This is a genomic window from Bacillus sp. LR--39 (assembly GCF_053613335.1).
Genome location: NZ_JBSIOT010000004.1, coordinates 1 through 13,941, shown reverse-complemented (window position 1 = coordinate 13,941; position 13,941 = coordinate 1). Strand labels below are relative to the sequence as shown.

Sequence of the window (13,941 nt, the reverse complement as noted above, 5' to 3'; positions counted from 1 at the left end):
TTTGTTTGGGATTTTGAAACAATGGTTTTGGTATGACTGGGTATTACTTTGTATACGTTTTGTCATCTGGCTCTCAATGATGTTAACTACTATCCAACATCAAGACCATTTGACTGTGCCACTTTGGATCATCATTCTTTGGGAAGTAGCCTCATTTTCAGTACCTTGGATTTGTTTAATGTTCAGTTATCGCTATTATCTGTTTACTGAGATAATTTTGTTTGGTGGAGTTTGCTTCTACTTAATCTTATTATTTCCAGCGGCTTATCTTGCTTTTTTAATGCCGACTTTCATGATCGCGGCAAATAGTGCCCATAAATCATACCGTTGGTCGGGTTCTATCACAATTGTTTTGTTTCCGTTTCTCATTGCAATATTTTCCCGTGAAATAGATGTATGGGTGATTATCCTACAAATGGGTCTGGCTTTTGCAATGGGATTTTCCTTTCGCTTACTCGTTGTTAATTACCGTAACAATGAAATTATTCGTAACCAGAAGCGTGTATTGGAACAGTATTTATCCCAGATTGAACGAATTACTTTGCTAGAGGAGCGTGATAGACTCTCAAAAGATTTGCACGATACGATGGGACATTCCTATACCTCAATCATTATGGGGATGGAAACATTACGTACGGAATTAAAGACAAAAGATGGGGAACAAAAGCTTGACTCATTATTGAAATTGGCCCGTAACAGTATGGCAGAAGTGAGAACGTATTTACATCAAATGGATTCACAACAGGAAGCACTTCCGCTAATTGTTACCTTGAAACAATTAGCGGAAGAGTTTCAGAAACATGCAAAAGTAAATGTACGCACTCGAATAATAGGGGAAGAGTACACGGTCCCCAAACAAGTGAAAATGACACTGTATCGGAGCTTGCAGGAAGCACTGACTAATGCTGTGCGACACGGACAATCCACCGAAATCATTGTGTCACTGCATTTTGAGCCGCAACAGACGAGATTGGATGTGCAAGATAATGGCTGCGGAGTGGAGGAATGGAAAGATGGCTTCGGGTTAACTGCGATGAAAGAACGTACGGCACAATTACAAGGTAGAGTCACTATATACTCCGAAAAAGGCGAGGGGACGCTCATCTCATGTGCGTTACCTAGGTTGGAACAATTATCCAATGAACGAATCCGCTTGTGTATCGTCGATGATCATTCGTTTATTCGAGAAAGTCTCTATACAATCTTGGATGAACAGAAGGACTTGCAGGTAGTGGGCATGGCTGAAGATGGAGAGCAAGCTGTAGAATTGTGTGGAAGGCTGAATCCAGATTTGGTATTAATGGATTTGGAGATGCCCAATCAGGATGGGATTCGTACCACCAAAATAATCAAGGGGAAGTGGCCTGACATTCGTGTCCTCATCCTGTCAACGTTTCAGGATATAGAAAGGGCGAAGGAAATCATACGAAGCGGCGCTGACGGCTATCTGCTAAAATCCATAGAGTCACGTGAACTAGCTGAATCGATTCGCCTCGTCTATCGGGGAGCCACTATGATTGACCAAGATTTGTTCCATAGAATGTGGGATGGAAATGATGAGGCAGAGCCAGCCGGATTGAAGTTAGATGGAAAAGAGTATGGCTTAACGAAACGCGAACTAGAGGTTTTGAATCTTTTGTCTCAAGGAATTCGTTATAAAACAATTGCTTCGGAACTTTACTTATCAAACGGCACTGTAAGAAATTACGCTTCCACTCTCTATGATAAATTGGGAGTCAAAAATCGAGAAGAAGCCGTGCAAAAGGCAAGAGATACAGGATTACTTTCATAAGAGGGATTACTTTCATCTGCTAGGGGTGTGTGAACGTTCAAGGTTTCAGGGGACCACATGTCAAAAATATGTGTTATAGGCGATTTTACAGCTTCTATAAATAATGTTTTGTTTTTGTTATAAGTTTTTAAGTAATTCATGTTTAATTTTCAATGAATCATATAAAGATATAAAGACAAGCATATTACACCCCATAGCTTTAGACATACTCATACATCCCCTTCTCATTGAAGCTGGTGCAGGCGTAAAGGAGATTCAAGAAAGATTAGGGCATTCAGACATCAACACGACGATGAATATTTACGCTCATATGACAAAAAATATCGAAGAAAAGACCTCCCATAAGTTCAGTGAACTTACGAAAGGTCTTCTCTAATTGGTGAAGTAAATTTGTTTCAAAAACTGAAAGTTAGCAAAAAGTTAGCATTTCACTAATCTCCACCTTCCAAACCCCTATATATCAAGGGTTCTAGGCGATGATTACATCATTCCGCCCATACCGCCCATGCCGCCCATGTCAGGCATTCCTGCGCCGCCGGCGTTTTCTTCCGGTTTGTCAGCGACAACGGCTTCAGTTGTTAAGAGCATTGCTGCTACAGAAGCTGCGTTTTGCAGAGCAGAACGTGTAACTTTTGTCGGGTCAACGATACCTTTTTCGATCATGTTTACCCATTCGCCGGTTGCAGCGTTGAAGCCTACGCCGATTTTTTCGTTTTTCAGGCGCTCAACGATGACAGATCCTTCAAGGCCTGCATTGTGCGCGATTTGACGGATCGGCTCTTCAAGCGCGCGAAGCACAATGTTGATACCTGTTTGCGCATCGCCTTCAGCTTCCACTGCAGCGACTTTGTTGTATACGTTGACAAGCGCTGTACCACCGCCGGATACGATGCCTTCTTCAACAGCTGCGCGAGTTGAGTTGAGGGCGTCTTCGATGCGAAGTTTACGCTCTTTCAGCTCAGTTTCAGTCGCAGCGCCGACTTTGATGACAGCTACGCCGCCGGCAAGTTTCGCAAGACGCTCTTGTAATTTTTCTCTGTCGAATTCAGAAGTTGTTTCTTCCACTTGAGCGCGGATTTGGTTGACGCGTGCAGCAATTTTTTCAGTGTCGCCGGCGCCTTCTACGATTGTTGTGTTTTCTTTCGTTACCACAACTTTAGAAGCGCGTCCCAATTGTCCGATTTCAGTAGATTTCAGGTCAAGGCCTAAGTCTTCTGTGATCACTTCTCCGCCTGTAAGAACAGAGATGTCTTCAAGCATTGCTTTACGGCGGTCACCGAAGCCAGGAGCTTTAACGGCAACAGCGTTGAATGTGCCGCGAAGTTTGTTGACAACGAGTGTAGCAAGAGCTTCCCCTTCAACATCTTCAGCGATCAGAAGCAATGGTTTGCCTTGCTGTACAACTTGCTCAAGCACAGGAAGGATTTCTTGAATGTTTGTGATTTTTTTGTCTGTGATTAAGATGTAAGGATTGTCAAGAACCGCTTCCATCTTATCAGAGTCAGTCACCATGTAAGGAGACGCATATCCGCGGTCGAATTGCATACCTTCAACAACTTCAAGCTCAGTTGTGAAACCTTTAGACTCTTCGATTGTGATGACGCCGTCGTTTCCTACGCGCTCCATTGCTTCAGCGATAAGGCTTCCGACTTCCTCATCAGCAGCAGAGATCGCAGCAACCTGAGCGATAGACTCTTTGCCTTCGATCGGCTTAGAAATTTCTTTTAAGTTTTCGATTGCAACGGTTACAGCTTGTTCCATACCTTTACGCACGCCGACAGGGTTAGCCCCCGCAGTTACGTTTTTAAGGCCTTCGCGGATCATAGCCTGCGCAAGTACAGTCGCAGTCGTCGTACCGTCACCGGCAACGTCGTTTGTTTTGCTGGCTACTTCAGCTACAAGCTTCGCACCCATGTTTTCAAACGCATCTTCAAGTTCAATTTCTTTTGCGATTGTCACACCGTCATTTGTAATTAACGGAGAACCGAATTTTTTCTCCAGAACCACGTTGCGTCCTTTTGGCCCTAAAGTTACTTTTACAGCGTCAGCAAGCGCATCGACACCGCGAAGCATAGCGCGGCGTGCTTCTTCACTAAACTTAATATCTTTTGCCATGTTAACGAAACCTCCTCGAATTTTTAAAAATATTTATTTGCTTAGCCGATTACAGCTAAAATGTCGCTTTCACGTAAGATTAAGTATTCAGTACCTTCGTATTTCACTTCAGTACCAGCGTATTTTGAGAAGATAATGCGGTCGCCCTCTTTTACTTCTAAAGCAACGCGCTCTCCGCTTTCCAACACGCGACCTGAACCGGCTGCCACGATTTTGCCTTCTTGCGGCTTTTCTTTTGCAGAATCCGGTAATACGATTCCGCTGGCAGTTTTTTCTTCAGATTCTACGAGTTCAATGACAACGCGATCACCTAATGGCTTTAACAATGTAATAACCTCCTCAATAGTATGAATATGTAATTTTAGCACTCAGCTCTAAAGAGTGCTAACACAGTTATTATAATAAAGAATCTCACTTCCAATTTCAAGTCATAAGAATAAAAAATTTTCACGCTTACATGTTTCTCTCTCGCACTGATTTTCTCCTTTTTTCACGTCAAGTTCACTTGTGTTACAATAAGAACAAATAAGTTGATTTTATAGGATAAAGGAGTACATATCATTTGAGAAAACAGTATTGGTATATCATTTTGACATATGTTATCATGCAGCTTTCCGCATTGATCGGCATTCCTTTAATGTACAAATTCGGCTATGCGGGCGGGCACCCTACGAATGAGAATCTCACCATGGCTCAGGGGATTTATTCCGTCGTAAGCTTTTTTATCTGCCTGATTATCGTTCTCTTGATTTTGAGAACCGTGCCGAAGCAGACATTAAGAAACGGGAAGAAAGCATCCGCCGGCATGTCAGTTCTCTGGGCGGTCGCGGGAATATGGCTCGCTTTATTTTCTCAGGGAATCGCCGGGATGATTGAGCAGTATGTCTTTCATGTGGGCAGCGGTTCTGAAAACACGAAAGCCATTCTCAACATTATTAAAGCCATGCCGCTCATGATTATCGTTTCTTCAATCGTCGGGCCGATTCTTGAAGAAATCATTTTCCGGAAGATCATCTTCGGTGTATTATGTGAAAAAACGAATTTCTTTATCGCCGGACTGATCAGTTCCGTCATTTTCGGCATTGTGCATCAAGACCTCACGCACCTGCTGCTGTATACGGCCATGGGCTTTACCTTTGCGTTCTTGTATGTGCAGACGAAACGGATTATTGTGCCGATATTCGCCCATGTCATGATGAATACCATTGTCGTGGTCATGCAGCTCGGCCCCGCCCAAAAATATATTGAACAGCATAGTGAGCAAATGCAATTAATTATTGGAGGATTGTTTGTATGAGGAACCCAATGACTTGGGGCTTGATTTATTTCGCAGTCGGCTGTATCTTTACGTATTTGGCCGCAAGCTCTCCGGGAAGCATGTGGTCTTTTTATTCCATACTGCTGATGGTTTTCGCCGCTTATAATATCAGCATCTCGTTTAAAATGTTCGCCTTCTCATTTAAAGTGAAAAAAAATCAAAAATAAAAGAAAAGCCATTTCTCATCATTGAGAAATGGCTTTTTTATGCTGATACGTCCTGGTCAGATTCACTGCCGGTCTGCCTTTTCCGATACGCCGCTTTTGAAATCAGGATACTGATCTCGTATAAAATGCAAAGCGGAATGGTAATCATCAAGTGAGACAGCAGCTCAGGCGGCGCAATCATCGCGGCGATCACAAGCAGCACAAAATATGCGTACTTCCTGATCTTCGATAAAAACCTAGGCGTGATAACACCGAGTCTCGTTAAAAACATGATCAGCACCGGCATCTGAAACAGCAGTCCGAACGGAATCGTCAGCTGCAGCAGAAAATGAAAGTACTCAGTGATCCCAATCACCTGGTTGACATCGAGGTCATTCGAGACCCGCTTCATAAAATCAACGACCAGCGGAAATAAAATATAATAAGAAAACGACACACCGCCGACAAACAGCACGATCGAAATCGGAATATAGCTGAGTGTTACTTTGCGCTCCTTCTCATACAGACCCGGGCTGACAAACGCCCAAATCTGATAGAGAATAATCGGCGAAGTCAAAATGATGCCGATGATAAACGCGAACTGCAAAAAGATAAACAGCGGATCCGTCAGGTTAAAAGCATTAAGGGTGAGCTCTTTTACTTCATCGGCTTTTTGAAGATACACAATGATAGGTTTTGCCAGAAAAAAGCCGGCAATAAAGAAAACCGTAAAGGATAACGCCACAATCAGCAATCGTTTCCGAAGTTCGGCAATATGCTCCACAAGCGTCATTTGATTCACTCTCATACGCGTCATCCTATCTTACTGTTCTTCTTTCTTTTTTTCCTCTTCTTCACCGGCTAATCCCTTAGTAGCGTTCTTAAATTCACGAAGCGTGTCCCCCGCCGCTTTTCCTAATTCGGGAAGCTTCTTCGGACCGAAAATAATCACCGCCACCACACCGATAACCGCCAGGCTTCCAGGACCAATCATGTGCAGCTCCTCCTTTCGCTATTCAATTTCTTCCAAAACAGAATAATGCTTTAAGAAATAAACCAATGATTGAAGCTCTACAGCTAAATCTATATGATGAATTCGAATGTGATCCGGCACATTCAAACGGGCCGGCGTAAAGTTAAGGATTCCCTTGATTCCGAGCGACACGAGCCGGTCGGTGATTGACTGGGCGGCAACCGCCGGAACGGTAAGAATCGCCACGGGTTCATCCTTAATGTGAAGCTCTAAATCATTAAGATCAAAGACAGGCACACCGCCTACCTCAGTTCCTATTTTACTCTGATTCACATCAAAAGCCATAGATATTTTTGTGTTATTATTTTTTGTGAAATTATAGTGAAGAAACGCCGTCCCTAAATTCCCGACACCGATCAAAATGACGTTCGTCGTTTCATCCTGATCCAGTGTTTTTCTGAAAAATGACAGCAGGTAATCCACATTATAGCCGTATCCTTTTTTGCCGAGCGCCCCGAAATAGGAAAAATCCCGGCGGATCGTGGCCGAATCGACTTTTACCGCGTCGCTCAGTTCAGCTGATGAAACGCGCTGCTTTCCTGACGCGTGTAAATTCTTTAAAAAGCGATAATAAAGCGGCAGCCGTTTTGCCGTCGCCTGTGGAATTTTTGATTGATCCTTGTTCATGATTGGTCCTCCACTTTATACTCAGATGCATCTCTTTTAAAATCACCGTTTTTCCCTCCTGTTTTTTCCAAGAGGCAGGTCGGGCCGATGACCATTCCTTTATCCAGCGCCTTGCACATGTCATAAACGGTCAAAGCGCAGACTGAAGCGGAAGTTAGCGCTTCCATTTCCACACCTGTACTCCCTTTCGTTTTTACGCTTGCCTGTATATGAAGAACGGCTTCGGAATTCTTTTCCTCCCAGCCGAATGAAATGTCAACGCTGCTTAAAGAAAGCGGGTGGCACATCGGGATAATCGCTGACGTCTGCTTTGCGGCCATAATTCCTGCCACCTGTGCGACAGCCAGCACGTCTCCTTTTCCGATCTCGCGGTTTTTGATTCTGCTGTACACGTCATGCTTCATGTGTACGCTGGATATCGCAGCGGCAGTACGGACTGTTGAAGATTTATCGCTTATATCCACCATGCGGGCATGGCCTTCTTCATTAAAATGAGAAAATCCATTCATATTTAAACTCTCCTTACTTCTGATCATACACTATTTTCTCCCTGATGTCTTATCCTATAATGTTCCAATTCTGATGTATTGTTTGCTGACAGCAGGTTGATAAGCTACACTTAACTTATTATAACAGAGGTGAAATAATATGATGATCTTACAAATTAATCAGCTATCCAAATCTTTTGGCGCTGATCCTATTTTAAACAATATAAAGCTCGAAGTCAGATCTCGGGATCGCATCGCCATAGTAGGCAGAAACGGAGCCGGCAAATCAACTCTCCTTAAAATTATCGCAGGTCACCTTTCATATGAAAAGGGTGAATTAATCAAACCGAAAGAATTAACGATGGGATATCTTGCCCAGCACACAGGCTTGGAATCCCAGCTTACCATAAAAGAAGAACTGCTGAGCGTTTTTGATTTCCTGAAAGCAATGGAAAAAGAGATGCGCTCTATTGAAGAAAAGATGGCCACAGCCGCCCCCGCGGAGCTTGAGACGCTGATGAAAACCTATGACAGGCTTCAGCAGGATTTCAAGGATAAAGGCGGCTATCAATATGAAGCGGACGTCCGATCTATCCTTCACGGCCTCGGCTTCGGAAAATTTGACGATTCCGTGAAAGTGCAAAGCCTGAGCGGCGGTCAGAAAACAAGGCTTGCGCTCGGAAAGCTGCTGCTGACCCAGCCTGATCTGCTTGTTCTGGATGAACCGACGAACCATCTCGACATCGACACGCTTACATGGCTTGAGCATTATTTACAGGGATATTCAGGCGCAATCCTGATCGTTTCCCACGACCGATACTTTCTTGATAAAGTCGTCAGCCAAGTGTACGAGGTCTCACGGACAGAAAGCAAAAAATACCTCGGCAACTACAGCGCCTATTTAGAACAAAAAGCTGAGCAGTATGAGAAAGACCTGAAGCTGTATGAAAAACAGCAGGACGAAATCGCCAAGCTTCAAGATTTTGTCGACCGCAATCTGGCCAGAGCTTCTACAACGAAAAGAGCCCAAAGCAGACGAAAACAGCTTGAACGGATGGACGTCATGGCAAAGCCGCTCGGGGATGAAAAATCAGCCGCCTTCCGTTTTGACATTACAAAACAGAGCGGAAACAACGTCCTGCGCGTACAGGATGTTTCCATCAGCTATGACGGCCAGCCTCCGCTCTTGAAAAACCTGACCTTCGGCATCACAAGAGGCGAAAGCGCCGCCCTCGTCGGACCGAACGGAATCGGCAAATCAACCTTGCTGAAAACCATTATGAATACAATCAGTCCGGAATCCGGATCGATCACGTACGGTTCCAATGTCACAATCGGATATTATGATCAGGAGCAGGCTGAACTGACCTCGTCCAAACGCGTGCTGGACGAGCTGTGGGATGAATATCCGGACATGCCGGAAAAAGAGATCAGGACATGCCTCGGCAACTTCCTGTTCAGCGGAGACGATGTCCTGAAACCGGTCCGCTCGTTAAGCGGCGGGGAGAAAGCAAGAGTCGCGCTTGCCAAGCTGATGCTTCAAAAAGCAAACTTTCTCATCCTTGATGAACCGACAAACCATCTTGACCTGGACAGTAAAGAAGTGCTGGAAAACGCCCTGATCGACTACCCGGGAACACTGTTATTTGTATCGCATGACCGCTACTTTATTAACAGGATCGCCACAAGAGTGCTGGAGCTGTCACCTGATCATGCAGAAGAATATTTGGGAGACTATGACTATTACACCGAGAAAAAAGCCCAGCAGCTGGAACTGGAAGAAATGAAGCGGCAGGAAAAGGAGCAGGCTCAGCCTGCCGGCAAGGTCAAACAGGATACGAAAAGAACTTACGAGGAAGAAAAAGAATGGAAGAAGAAAGAACGGCAGCGCCTGAGACGCATTGAAGAAATCGAAGCAGCCGTCTCATCCGCCGAAGAGAAAATCAGCGCCAATGAGGAGCTGCTGTGCGATCCTGACGTGTATCAGGATCATGAAAAAGTACAGACCATTCACGCGGAGAATGAAGCTCTGAATCAAGAGCTCGAAAGCTTATTAGCAGAATGGGAGGAACTCTCCTCAGAAGAATAGAAAAAGTCAAGCACCTCTTTAAGGGGTGCTTTTTTATCCACAGCTATCCTCCTTGTCAGCCATGTAAGTAAGCGTTTTATACACACTATCCACAAAATTTTCTGACTTTATCCACTTTACTAACAACTTATAGTCCCTTATCCAGCCTGGATTTCTGGATATATTCACAATCCTGTGGATATGTTAGAATTGTCTGTTAATAAGTAAAAAAAGCCTCACGTTTTACAACGTGAGACGATCAAAGGATGTTAATTCCAAACCGGGCTGTCCGTTCATATCATATGAGCCCCGAATCCCCTTTTCAAAAGCAACGGTTCCGGCAGCCGCAATCATCGCTGCATTGTCCGTGCATAAAGAAAGCGGCGGGATGACAAGCTCGGGATCTCCCGAATGGCTGAATTCCTGCTGCAGTGCGGCTCTCAGCCCTTTGTTAGCGGCTACGCCCCCTGCCAGCAGCACTTGTTTAACCCCGTATTCTTTCGCGGCCTTAGAGGTTTTTGCCGTCAGTACATCAATGACACTCTGCTGAAAGCTTGCGGCAAGATCCTCCGGAGGAATCACCTCATTTTTTTGCGAGGCGTTATGAAGTGTGTTAATCACAGCTGACTTTAGGCCGCTGAAACTGAAATTGTAAGACCCTTCTTCCAGCCACGCACGCGGAAGCGGAATGGAATCCGTTCCCACAGCAGCCAGCTTATCAATCTGCGGCCCTCCCGGATAAGGAAGCCCCATCGTTCTTGCCACTTTGTCGTAAGCTTCGCCTGCGGCATCATCCAGCGTTTCACCGATAACCTCGAATGAACCGTGCTCTTTCATATAAACCAATTCCGTATGTCCGCCTGACACAACCAAAGCAAGCGCCGGAAATTGAAGTTCTCCTATCAGCCTGTTTGCATAAATATGGCCCGCGATGTGATGGACGCCGACTAACGGTATTTGATGGGCAAAGCTTAACGCCTTTGCCGCATTGACTCCGATTAACAGGGCTCCGACAAGTCCGGGTCCTTCCGTTACGGCAATCGCATCAAGATCATCAAAGCCCATCTCCGCTTTTGAAAGAGCTTCTTCAATCACAAGGGTAATCTGCTCCACATGATGTCTGGACGCTATTTCAGGCACGACCCCGCCGAAACGTTTATGGCTTTCAATTTGAGAAGCGACAACGTTTGAAATAATTTCATTCCCGTTTTTTACGACTGAGGCCGCTGTTTCATCACAGCTTGTTTCGATTCCTAATACATAAATATCTTGTTTTTCACTCATGTAATGTCACCCACATTAATAACGCATCTTCCCCGTTATCTGTATAGTATTGTTTTCTGATTCCTCCGGCCTGAAGACCGAATTTTTTATATAAGGATTGGGCGGGATGATTTGAGACCCTGACTTCGAGAGAGAGCCTTCTTGCCTTTTTTTCTCTGCACAATTCTATCGCAGAGCGAAACAGCGCTTCTCCCAATGATTGGCCCCGATATTCCGGCTTAATGGCTATATTCGTAATCTGCGCGTCATCTATAATAATCCAGATTCCGCAATACCCCGCCAGACAGCCGTCCTTTTCAATGACAAGGTAGTGGGCATACGGATTTTCCAAAAGCTCATGATAAAATGAATCCTTCGTCCACGGAGAAGTAAAGGATGCTGTTTCAATTTCATAAATTTGATCAATATCTTCCGGACGCATGCTTCGAATCGCCGTTTTCGTTTTCATCCCTATCACCCTATTTTTGAGATTCCATCCATTTCGCTTCAGCCTCTGCCAGACGCAAATAATCCGGAACAAGGCTGTGGACATCCGCTTCTTCTTTTTCCAAGCCTAAAAACGCCAGCTCTGACGGCCGCGGATTATGCTGTGCAGCCGTTCCAATCACTGCTTGAGATGTCAGCTCATGCAAAATGGTTTCTTCATGAATGGCTGTATCGTGTCCTAAAAATAAAACCGGAGACGCTTTTTCTTTCAGCATGCCGAGCCAATCAGTCAAAAGGACATTCTGATCAGGAAGAACGGATTGTAATCGGCCATCCTGATATTCATAAAGTCCCGTATATACCTGTCCGCGCCGGGCATCAAATAACGGGCAGATCAGTCCTTGAAAGTGCCGTCCGTTAGCCGCCAGCACCTCCAGACTCGAGACAGCGGAAACCGGAAGCTTCAGCGACCATGCCAATGTTTTTGCCAGCGTCACACCGATTCTGACACCTGTGTACGATCCCGGTCCTTTCGCCACCGCTATTTTTGTAAGGTCCTGCGGTGTTAGGCCGCAATCCTTCAGCAATGAATTGACAGCAGGCATGGCCCGCACGGAATGATTCTTTTTTAAATATGTAATATACTCCGCCATCACCGTTTTGTCACGAACGAGCGCGGCACCCAGCGTGTAATTTGACGTATCAATTGCCAGTATTGTCATGTTTATTTATCTCCTCACAAAGCGTTTCATACCGTGTTCCGCAAGCCGTAAAGGTAATGTCCCTTGCCTCATCACCGGCTCTTGTGATGACGATCTGCAGCCGTTCAGCAGGCAGCTGATCCTGAATTAAATGAGCCCATTCAATTAAACAGACGCCTTGTCCCTCAAAATATTCTTCAAGCCCTAAGTCTTCGCTTTCATCCTCCATACGATACACATCCATATGATATAGAGGAAGCGAACCGTCATGGTATTCTTTTATAATTGTAAAAGTCGGGCTGTTTACCACTCTCGTGATTCCCAGTCCTTCGGCAAAACCCTTTGTAAAAGTCGTTTTTCCCGCGCCTAAGTCGCCTTCCAGTGTCAAAATGTCTCCCGGCTTTGCCAAAGAAGCGGCAAGCTTGGCTACGGCTTTCGTTTCTTCGGGGTTTTTCGTTCTCCATTGTAATGTCTTCAAAGTGAGTCACCCGTCTTATTTAAAATGATTGTATCCTTTTTTCTCAAGGACGATTTGTCTCTGATCATTGGCTGTCAAAAGAACACAGGCTTCCTTCCGTTCAGATACCGCTCCTATCTTCGCAATCGGAATGCCTGATTGAGTGCAGTAATCAAGCAAAGAAATCCACTCTTGCTGAGAAACCGTTCCAACCAATTCAAAATCTTCACCGCCGAATAACACCCATTTTTTCCACTCAGAATCTGCCTCAGGCAAATCCGGATGCACCGGCAGAAGTTGTTCTTCAATTTCTATCGTAACTGAACTTGCCGCAGCTATTTCATGCAGCTCACTGGCCAATCCGTCACTGATATCATTCAGCGCCGCACGCTGAAGCTGAGAGCAGAAGCGGCCGACCTGAACTCTCGGAACGGGCCGTTTATGTTTTCGGATAAAATAATCAGTCGCATGAAAAGCAGAAGGGAGTGTCTCTCCCAATAAAAGAGACAGTCCTGCTGCGGACGAGCCGATATCCCCCGTAACAAACACAACATCTCCGGGTCTTGCCGAGCTTCGCAGACAAGCGCGATCCTTCTCAACTTCTCCGATGACAGTAACGGTAATAACAGCTTGACCGGAAGCGGAGACGGTATCTCCCCCGATCAAATCCATTTGATATAGTTTCGCCAGTTCCGCCATTCCTTCATACATTGCCTGGACGTGAGCTTTCTGCCAGCAAGAAGGAACCGCTAGAGACACCAAATAAAACTTCGGAATGCCTCCCATCGCCGCCACGTCACTAATGTTAACAGCAAGCGCCTTATAACCGATATCATGAGGAGAGGAATACTCTAATTTAAAATGGACATTCTCCACCATTGTATCAAGGCAGACAATTTGCTGCATATGGGGTGACGCTGTATAAACCGCACCGTCATCACCGATCCCTACATCGACGGAAGGATGATAATGCGAATGCGGCGTAATACTGTGAATCAAATCAAACTCATCCATATATCTCCCGTCTCCCTTTCTGACGCTCTTGTGAAATACAGCTCTTTCTAGTGTATCGGATTATGTTTCAATATCCAAGACTTTAACGATATAAAGAAAGCTTGGTTAGATACCAAGCTGCCAGCATTTAAAAGAAAACACAAAAAAAAACGAAAACATGATCGTTTCGTTTACAATAAAAATGGCGGTCCGGACGGGACTCGAACCCGCGACCTCCTGCGTGACAGGCAGGCATTCTAACCAACTGAACTACCGGACCATTTTTTTGGTTGCGGGGGCAGGATTTGAACCTGCGACCTTCGGGTTATGAGCCCGACGAGCTACCGAACTGCTCCACCCCGCGATGATAAAATTTTAGAAAAGCTTGGCGGCGTCCTACTCTCACAGGGGGAAACCCCCGACTACCATCGGCGCTGAAGAGCTTAACTTCCGTGTTCGGCATGGGAACGGGTGTGACCTCTTCGCTATCGCC

15 protein-coding genes, 2 tRNA genes, 1 rRNA gene and 1 pseudogene are annotated in these 13,941 nt (G+C 45.3%); 5 read left to right on the top strand and 14 right to left on the bottom strand.

Going from position 1 to position 13,941, the window contains the following annotated elements:
* The first annotated feature begins 1 nt into the window (after position 1).
* On the top strand, positions 2–1,792 hold the full coding sequence (locus ACWHAR_RS17060; protein WP_032872588.1) for a helix-turn-helix transcriptional regulator: 1,791 nt from the start codon (positions 2–4) through the stop codon (positions 1,790–1,792).
* A gap of 177 nt (positions 1,793–1,969) precedes the next feature.
* Positions 1,970–2,168, top strand: a pseudogene (locus ACWHAR_RS17055) (tyrosine-type recombinase/integrase); the annotation flags it as partial.
* A 104-nt stretch (positions 2,169–2,272) separates the two neighbouring features.
* Here ACWHAR_RS17055 and groL read toward each other — a convergent pair.
* Complete coding sequence (gene groL, locus ACWHAR_RS17050; protein WP_003155941.1) at positions 2,273–3,907, bottom strand: chaperonin GroEL; 1,635 nt, start codon at positions 3,905–3,907, stop codon at positions 2,273–2,275.
* A 41-nt stretch (positions 3,908–3,948) separates the two neighbouring features.
* Positions 3,949–4,233: a co-chaperone GroES gene (gene groES, locus ACWHAR_RS17045; RefSeq protein WP_003155970.1), complete on the bottom strand. Its 285-nt coding sequence runs from the start codon at positions 4,231–4,233 to the stop codon at positions 3,949–3,951.
* Positions 4,234–4,469: 236 nt separating this feature from the next.
* Between groES and ACWHAR_RS17040 the strand changes: the two genes are divergently transcribed.
* Positions 4,470–5,204, top strand: coding sequence for a CPBP family intramembrane glutamic endopeptidase (locus ACWHAR_RS17040; RefSeq protein WP_032872592.1), 735 nt, complete (start codon positions 4,470–4,472; stop codon positions 5,202–5,204).
* A complete protein-coding gene (locus ACWHAR_RS17035) occupies positions 5,201–5,392 on the top strand; it encodes a YdiK family protein (protein WP_003155975.1) in 192 nt (63 codons plus the stop codon). The genes ACWHAR_RS17040 and ACWHAR_RS17035 overlap by 4 nt, the downstream gene beginning before the upstream one ends.
* A gap of 37 nt (positions 5,393–5,429) precedes the next feature.
* On the opposite strand, the gene tatC is transcribed toward ACWHAR_RS17035, so the two are convergent.
* The 4 genes from tatC to moaC are packed head-to-tail and all read right to left on the bottom strand — an operon-like array spanning position 5,430 to position 7,540.
* On the bottom strand, positions 5,430–6,188 hold the full coding sequence (gene tatC / locus ACWHAR_RS17030; RefSeq protein WP_007609791.1) for a twin-arginine translocase subunit TatC: 759 nt from the start codon (positions 6,186–6,188) through the stop codon (positions 5,430–5,432).
* A gap of 6 nt (positions 6,189–6,194) precedes the next feature.
* Positions 6,195–6,365, bottom strand: a complete 171-nt coding sequence (locus ACWHAR_RS17025) for a twin-arginine translocase TatA/TatE family subunit (RefSeq protein WP_003155981.1) — start codon at positions 6,363–6,365, stop codon at positions 6,195–6,197.
* 18 nt (positions 6,366–6,383) lie between these two features.
* Positions 6,384–7,031, bottom strand: coding sequence for a redox-sensing transcriptional repressor Rex (locus tag ACWHAR_RS17020; protein ID WP_003155984.1), 648 nt, complete (start codon positions 7,029–7,031; stop codon positions 6,384–6,386).
* A complete protein-coding gene (gene moaC, locus ACWHAR_RS17015) occupies positions 7,028–7,540 on the bottom strand; it encodes a cyclic pyranopterin monophosphate synthase MoaC (RefSeq protein ID WP_032872595.1) in 513 nt (170 codons plus the stop codon). The genes ACWHAR_RS17020 and moaC overlap by 4 nt, the downstream gene beginning before the upstream one ends.
* A 139-nt stretch (positions 7,541–7,679) precedes the next feature.
* On the opposite strand from moaC, the gene ACWHAR_RS17010 reads away from it, so the two are divergent.
* Positions 7,680–9,608, top strand: coding sequence for an ABC-F family ATP-binding cassette domain-containing protein (locus ACWHAR_RS17010; RefSeq protein ID WP_032872597.1), 1,929 nt, complete (start codon positions 7,680–7,682; stop codon positions 9,606–9,608).
* Between the two features lie 222 nt (positions 9,609–9,830).
* Here the strand turns inward: ACWHAR_RS17010 and tsaD are convergent, their stop codons facing one another.
* From tsaD to rrf, 8 genes are all read right to left on the bottom strand, one after another.
* Positions 9,831–10,871 (bottom strand): tRNA (adenosine(37)-N6)-threonylcarbamoyltransferase complex transferase subunit TsaD, encoded by a 1,041-nt coding sequence (gene tsaD / locus ACWHAR_RS17005; RefSeq protein WP_020955419.1) that lies wholly within the window; start codon positions 10,869–10,871, stop codon positions 9,831–9,833.
* A complete protein-coding gene (gene rimI, locus ACWHAR_RS17000; RefSeq protein WP_003155993.1) occupies positions 10,864–11,319 on the bottom strand; it encodes a ribosomal protein S18-alanine N-acetyltransferase in 456 nt (151 codons plus the stop codon). Before rimI ends, tsaD begins: the two co-directional genes overlap by 8 nt.
* 10 nt (positions 11,320–11,329) lie before the next feature.
* Positions 11,330–12,019, bottom strand: a complete 690-nt coding sequence (gene tsaB / locus ACWHAR_RS16995) for a tRNA (adenosine(37)-N6)-threonylcarbamoyltransferase complex dimerization subunit type 1 TsaB (RefSeq protein ID WP_007408854.1) — start codon at positions 12,017–12,019, stop codon at positions 11,330–11,332.
* Positions 12,000–12,476 carry a tRNA (adenosine(37)-N6)-threonylcarbamoyltransferase complex ATPase subunit type 1 TsaE gene (tsaE, locus tag ACWHAR_RS16990; protein ID WP_007408853.1) on the bottom strand — a complete coding sequence of 159 codons (477 nt, stop codon included), beginning with the start codon at positions 12,474–12,476 and terminating at the stop codon, positions 12,000–12,002. The genes tsaB and tsaE overlap by 20 nt, the downstream gene beginning before the upstream one ends.
* Positions 12,477–12,491: 15 nt before the next feature.
* Positions 12,492–13,469, bottom strand: a complete 978-nt coding sequence (thiL, locus tag ACWHAR_RS16985; protein WP_032872599.1) for a thiamine-phosphate kinase — start codon at positions 13,467–13,469, stop codon at positions 12,492–12,494.
* Positions 13,470–13,651: 182 nt separating this feature from the next.
* Positions 13,652–13,728: transfer RNA gene (locus tag ACWHAR_RS16980), tRNA-Asp, on the bottom strand.
* A gap of 7 nt (positions 13,729–13,735) precedes the next feature.
* Positions 13,736–13,812: transfer RNA gene (locus ACWHAR_RS16975), tRNA-Met, on the bottom strand.
* Between the two features lie 19 nt (positions 13,813–13,831).
* A 5S ribosomal RNA gene (gene rrf / locus ACWHAR_RS16970) occupies positions 13,832–13,941 on the bottom strand; the annotation flags it as partial.

Coding starts and splice junctions, on each gene's coding strand:
- ACWHAR_RS17025 (WP_003155981.1), bottom strand. CDS start 6,365: ATGATTGGTCCTGGAAGCCTGGCGGTTATCGGTGTGGTGGCGGTGATT.
- groL (WP_003155941.1), bottom strand. CDS start 3,907: ATGGCAAAAGATATTAAGTTTAGTGAAGAAGCACGCCGCGCTATGCTT.
- tsaB (WP_007408854.1), bottom strand. CDS start 12,019: ATGACAATACTGGCAATTGATACGTCAAATTACACGCTGGGTGCCGCG.
- ACWHAR_RS17020 (WP_003155984.1), bottom strand. CDS start 7,031: ATGAACAAGGATCAATCAAAAATTCCACAGGCGACGGCAAAACGGCTG.
- moaC (WP_032872595.1), bottom strand. CDS start 7,540: ATGAATGGATTTTCTCATTTTAATGAAGAAGGCCATGCCCGCATGGTG.
- thiL (WP_032872599.1), bottom strand. CDS start 13,469: ATGGATGAGTTTGATTTGATTCACAGTATTACGCCGCATTCGCATTAT.
- tsaD (WP_020955419.1), bottom strand. CDS start 10,871: ATGAGTGAAAAACAAGATATTTATGTATTAGGAATCGAAACAAGCTGT.
- rimI (WP_003155993.1), bottom strand. CDS start 11,319: ATGAAAACGAAAACGGCGATTCGAAGCATGCGTCCGGAAGATATTGAT.
- tatC (WP_007609791.1), bottom strand. CDS start 6,188: ATGACGCGTATGAGAGTGAATCAAATGACGCTTGTGGAGCATATTGCC.
- ACWHAR_RS17010 (WP_032872597.1), top strand. CDS start 7,680: ATGATGATCTTACAAATTAATCAGCTATCCAAATCTTTTGGCGCTGAT.
- ACWHAR_RS17035 (WP_003155975.1), top strand. CDS start 5,201: ATGAGGAACCCAATGACTTGGGGCTTGATTTATTTCGCAGTCGGCTGT.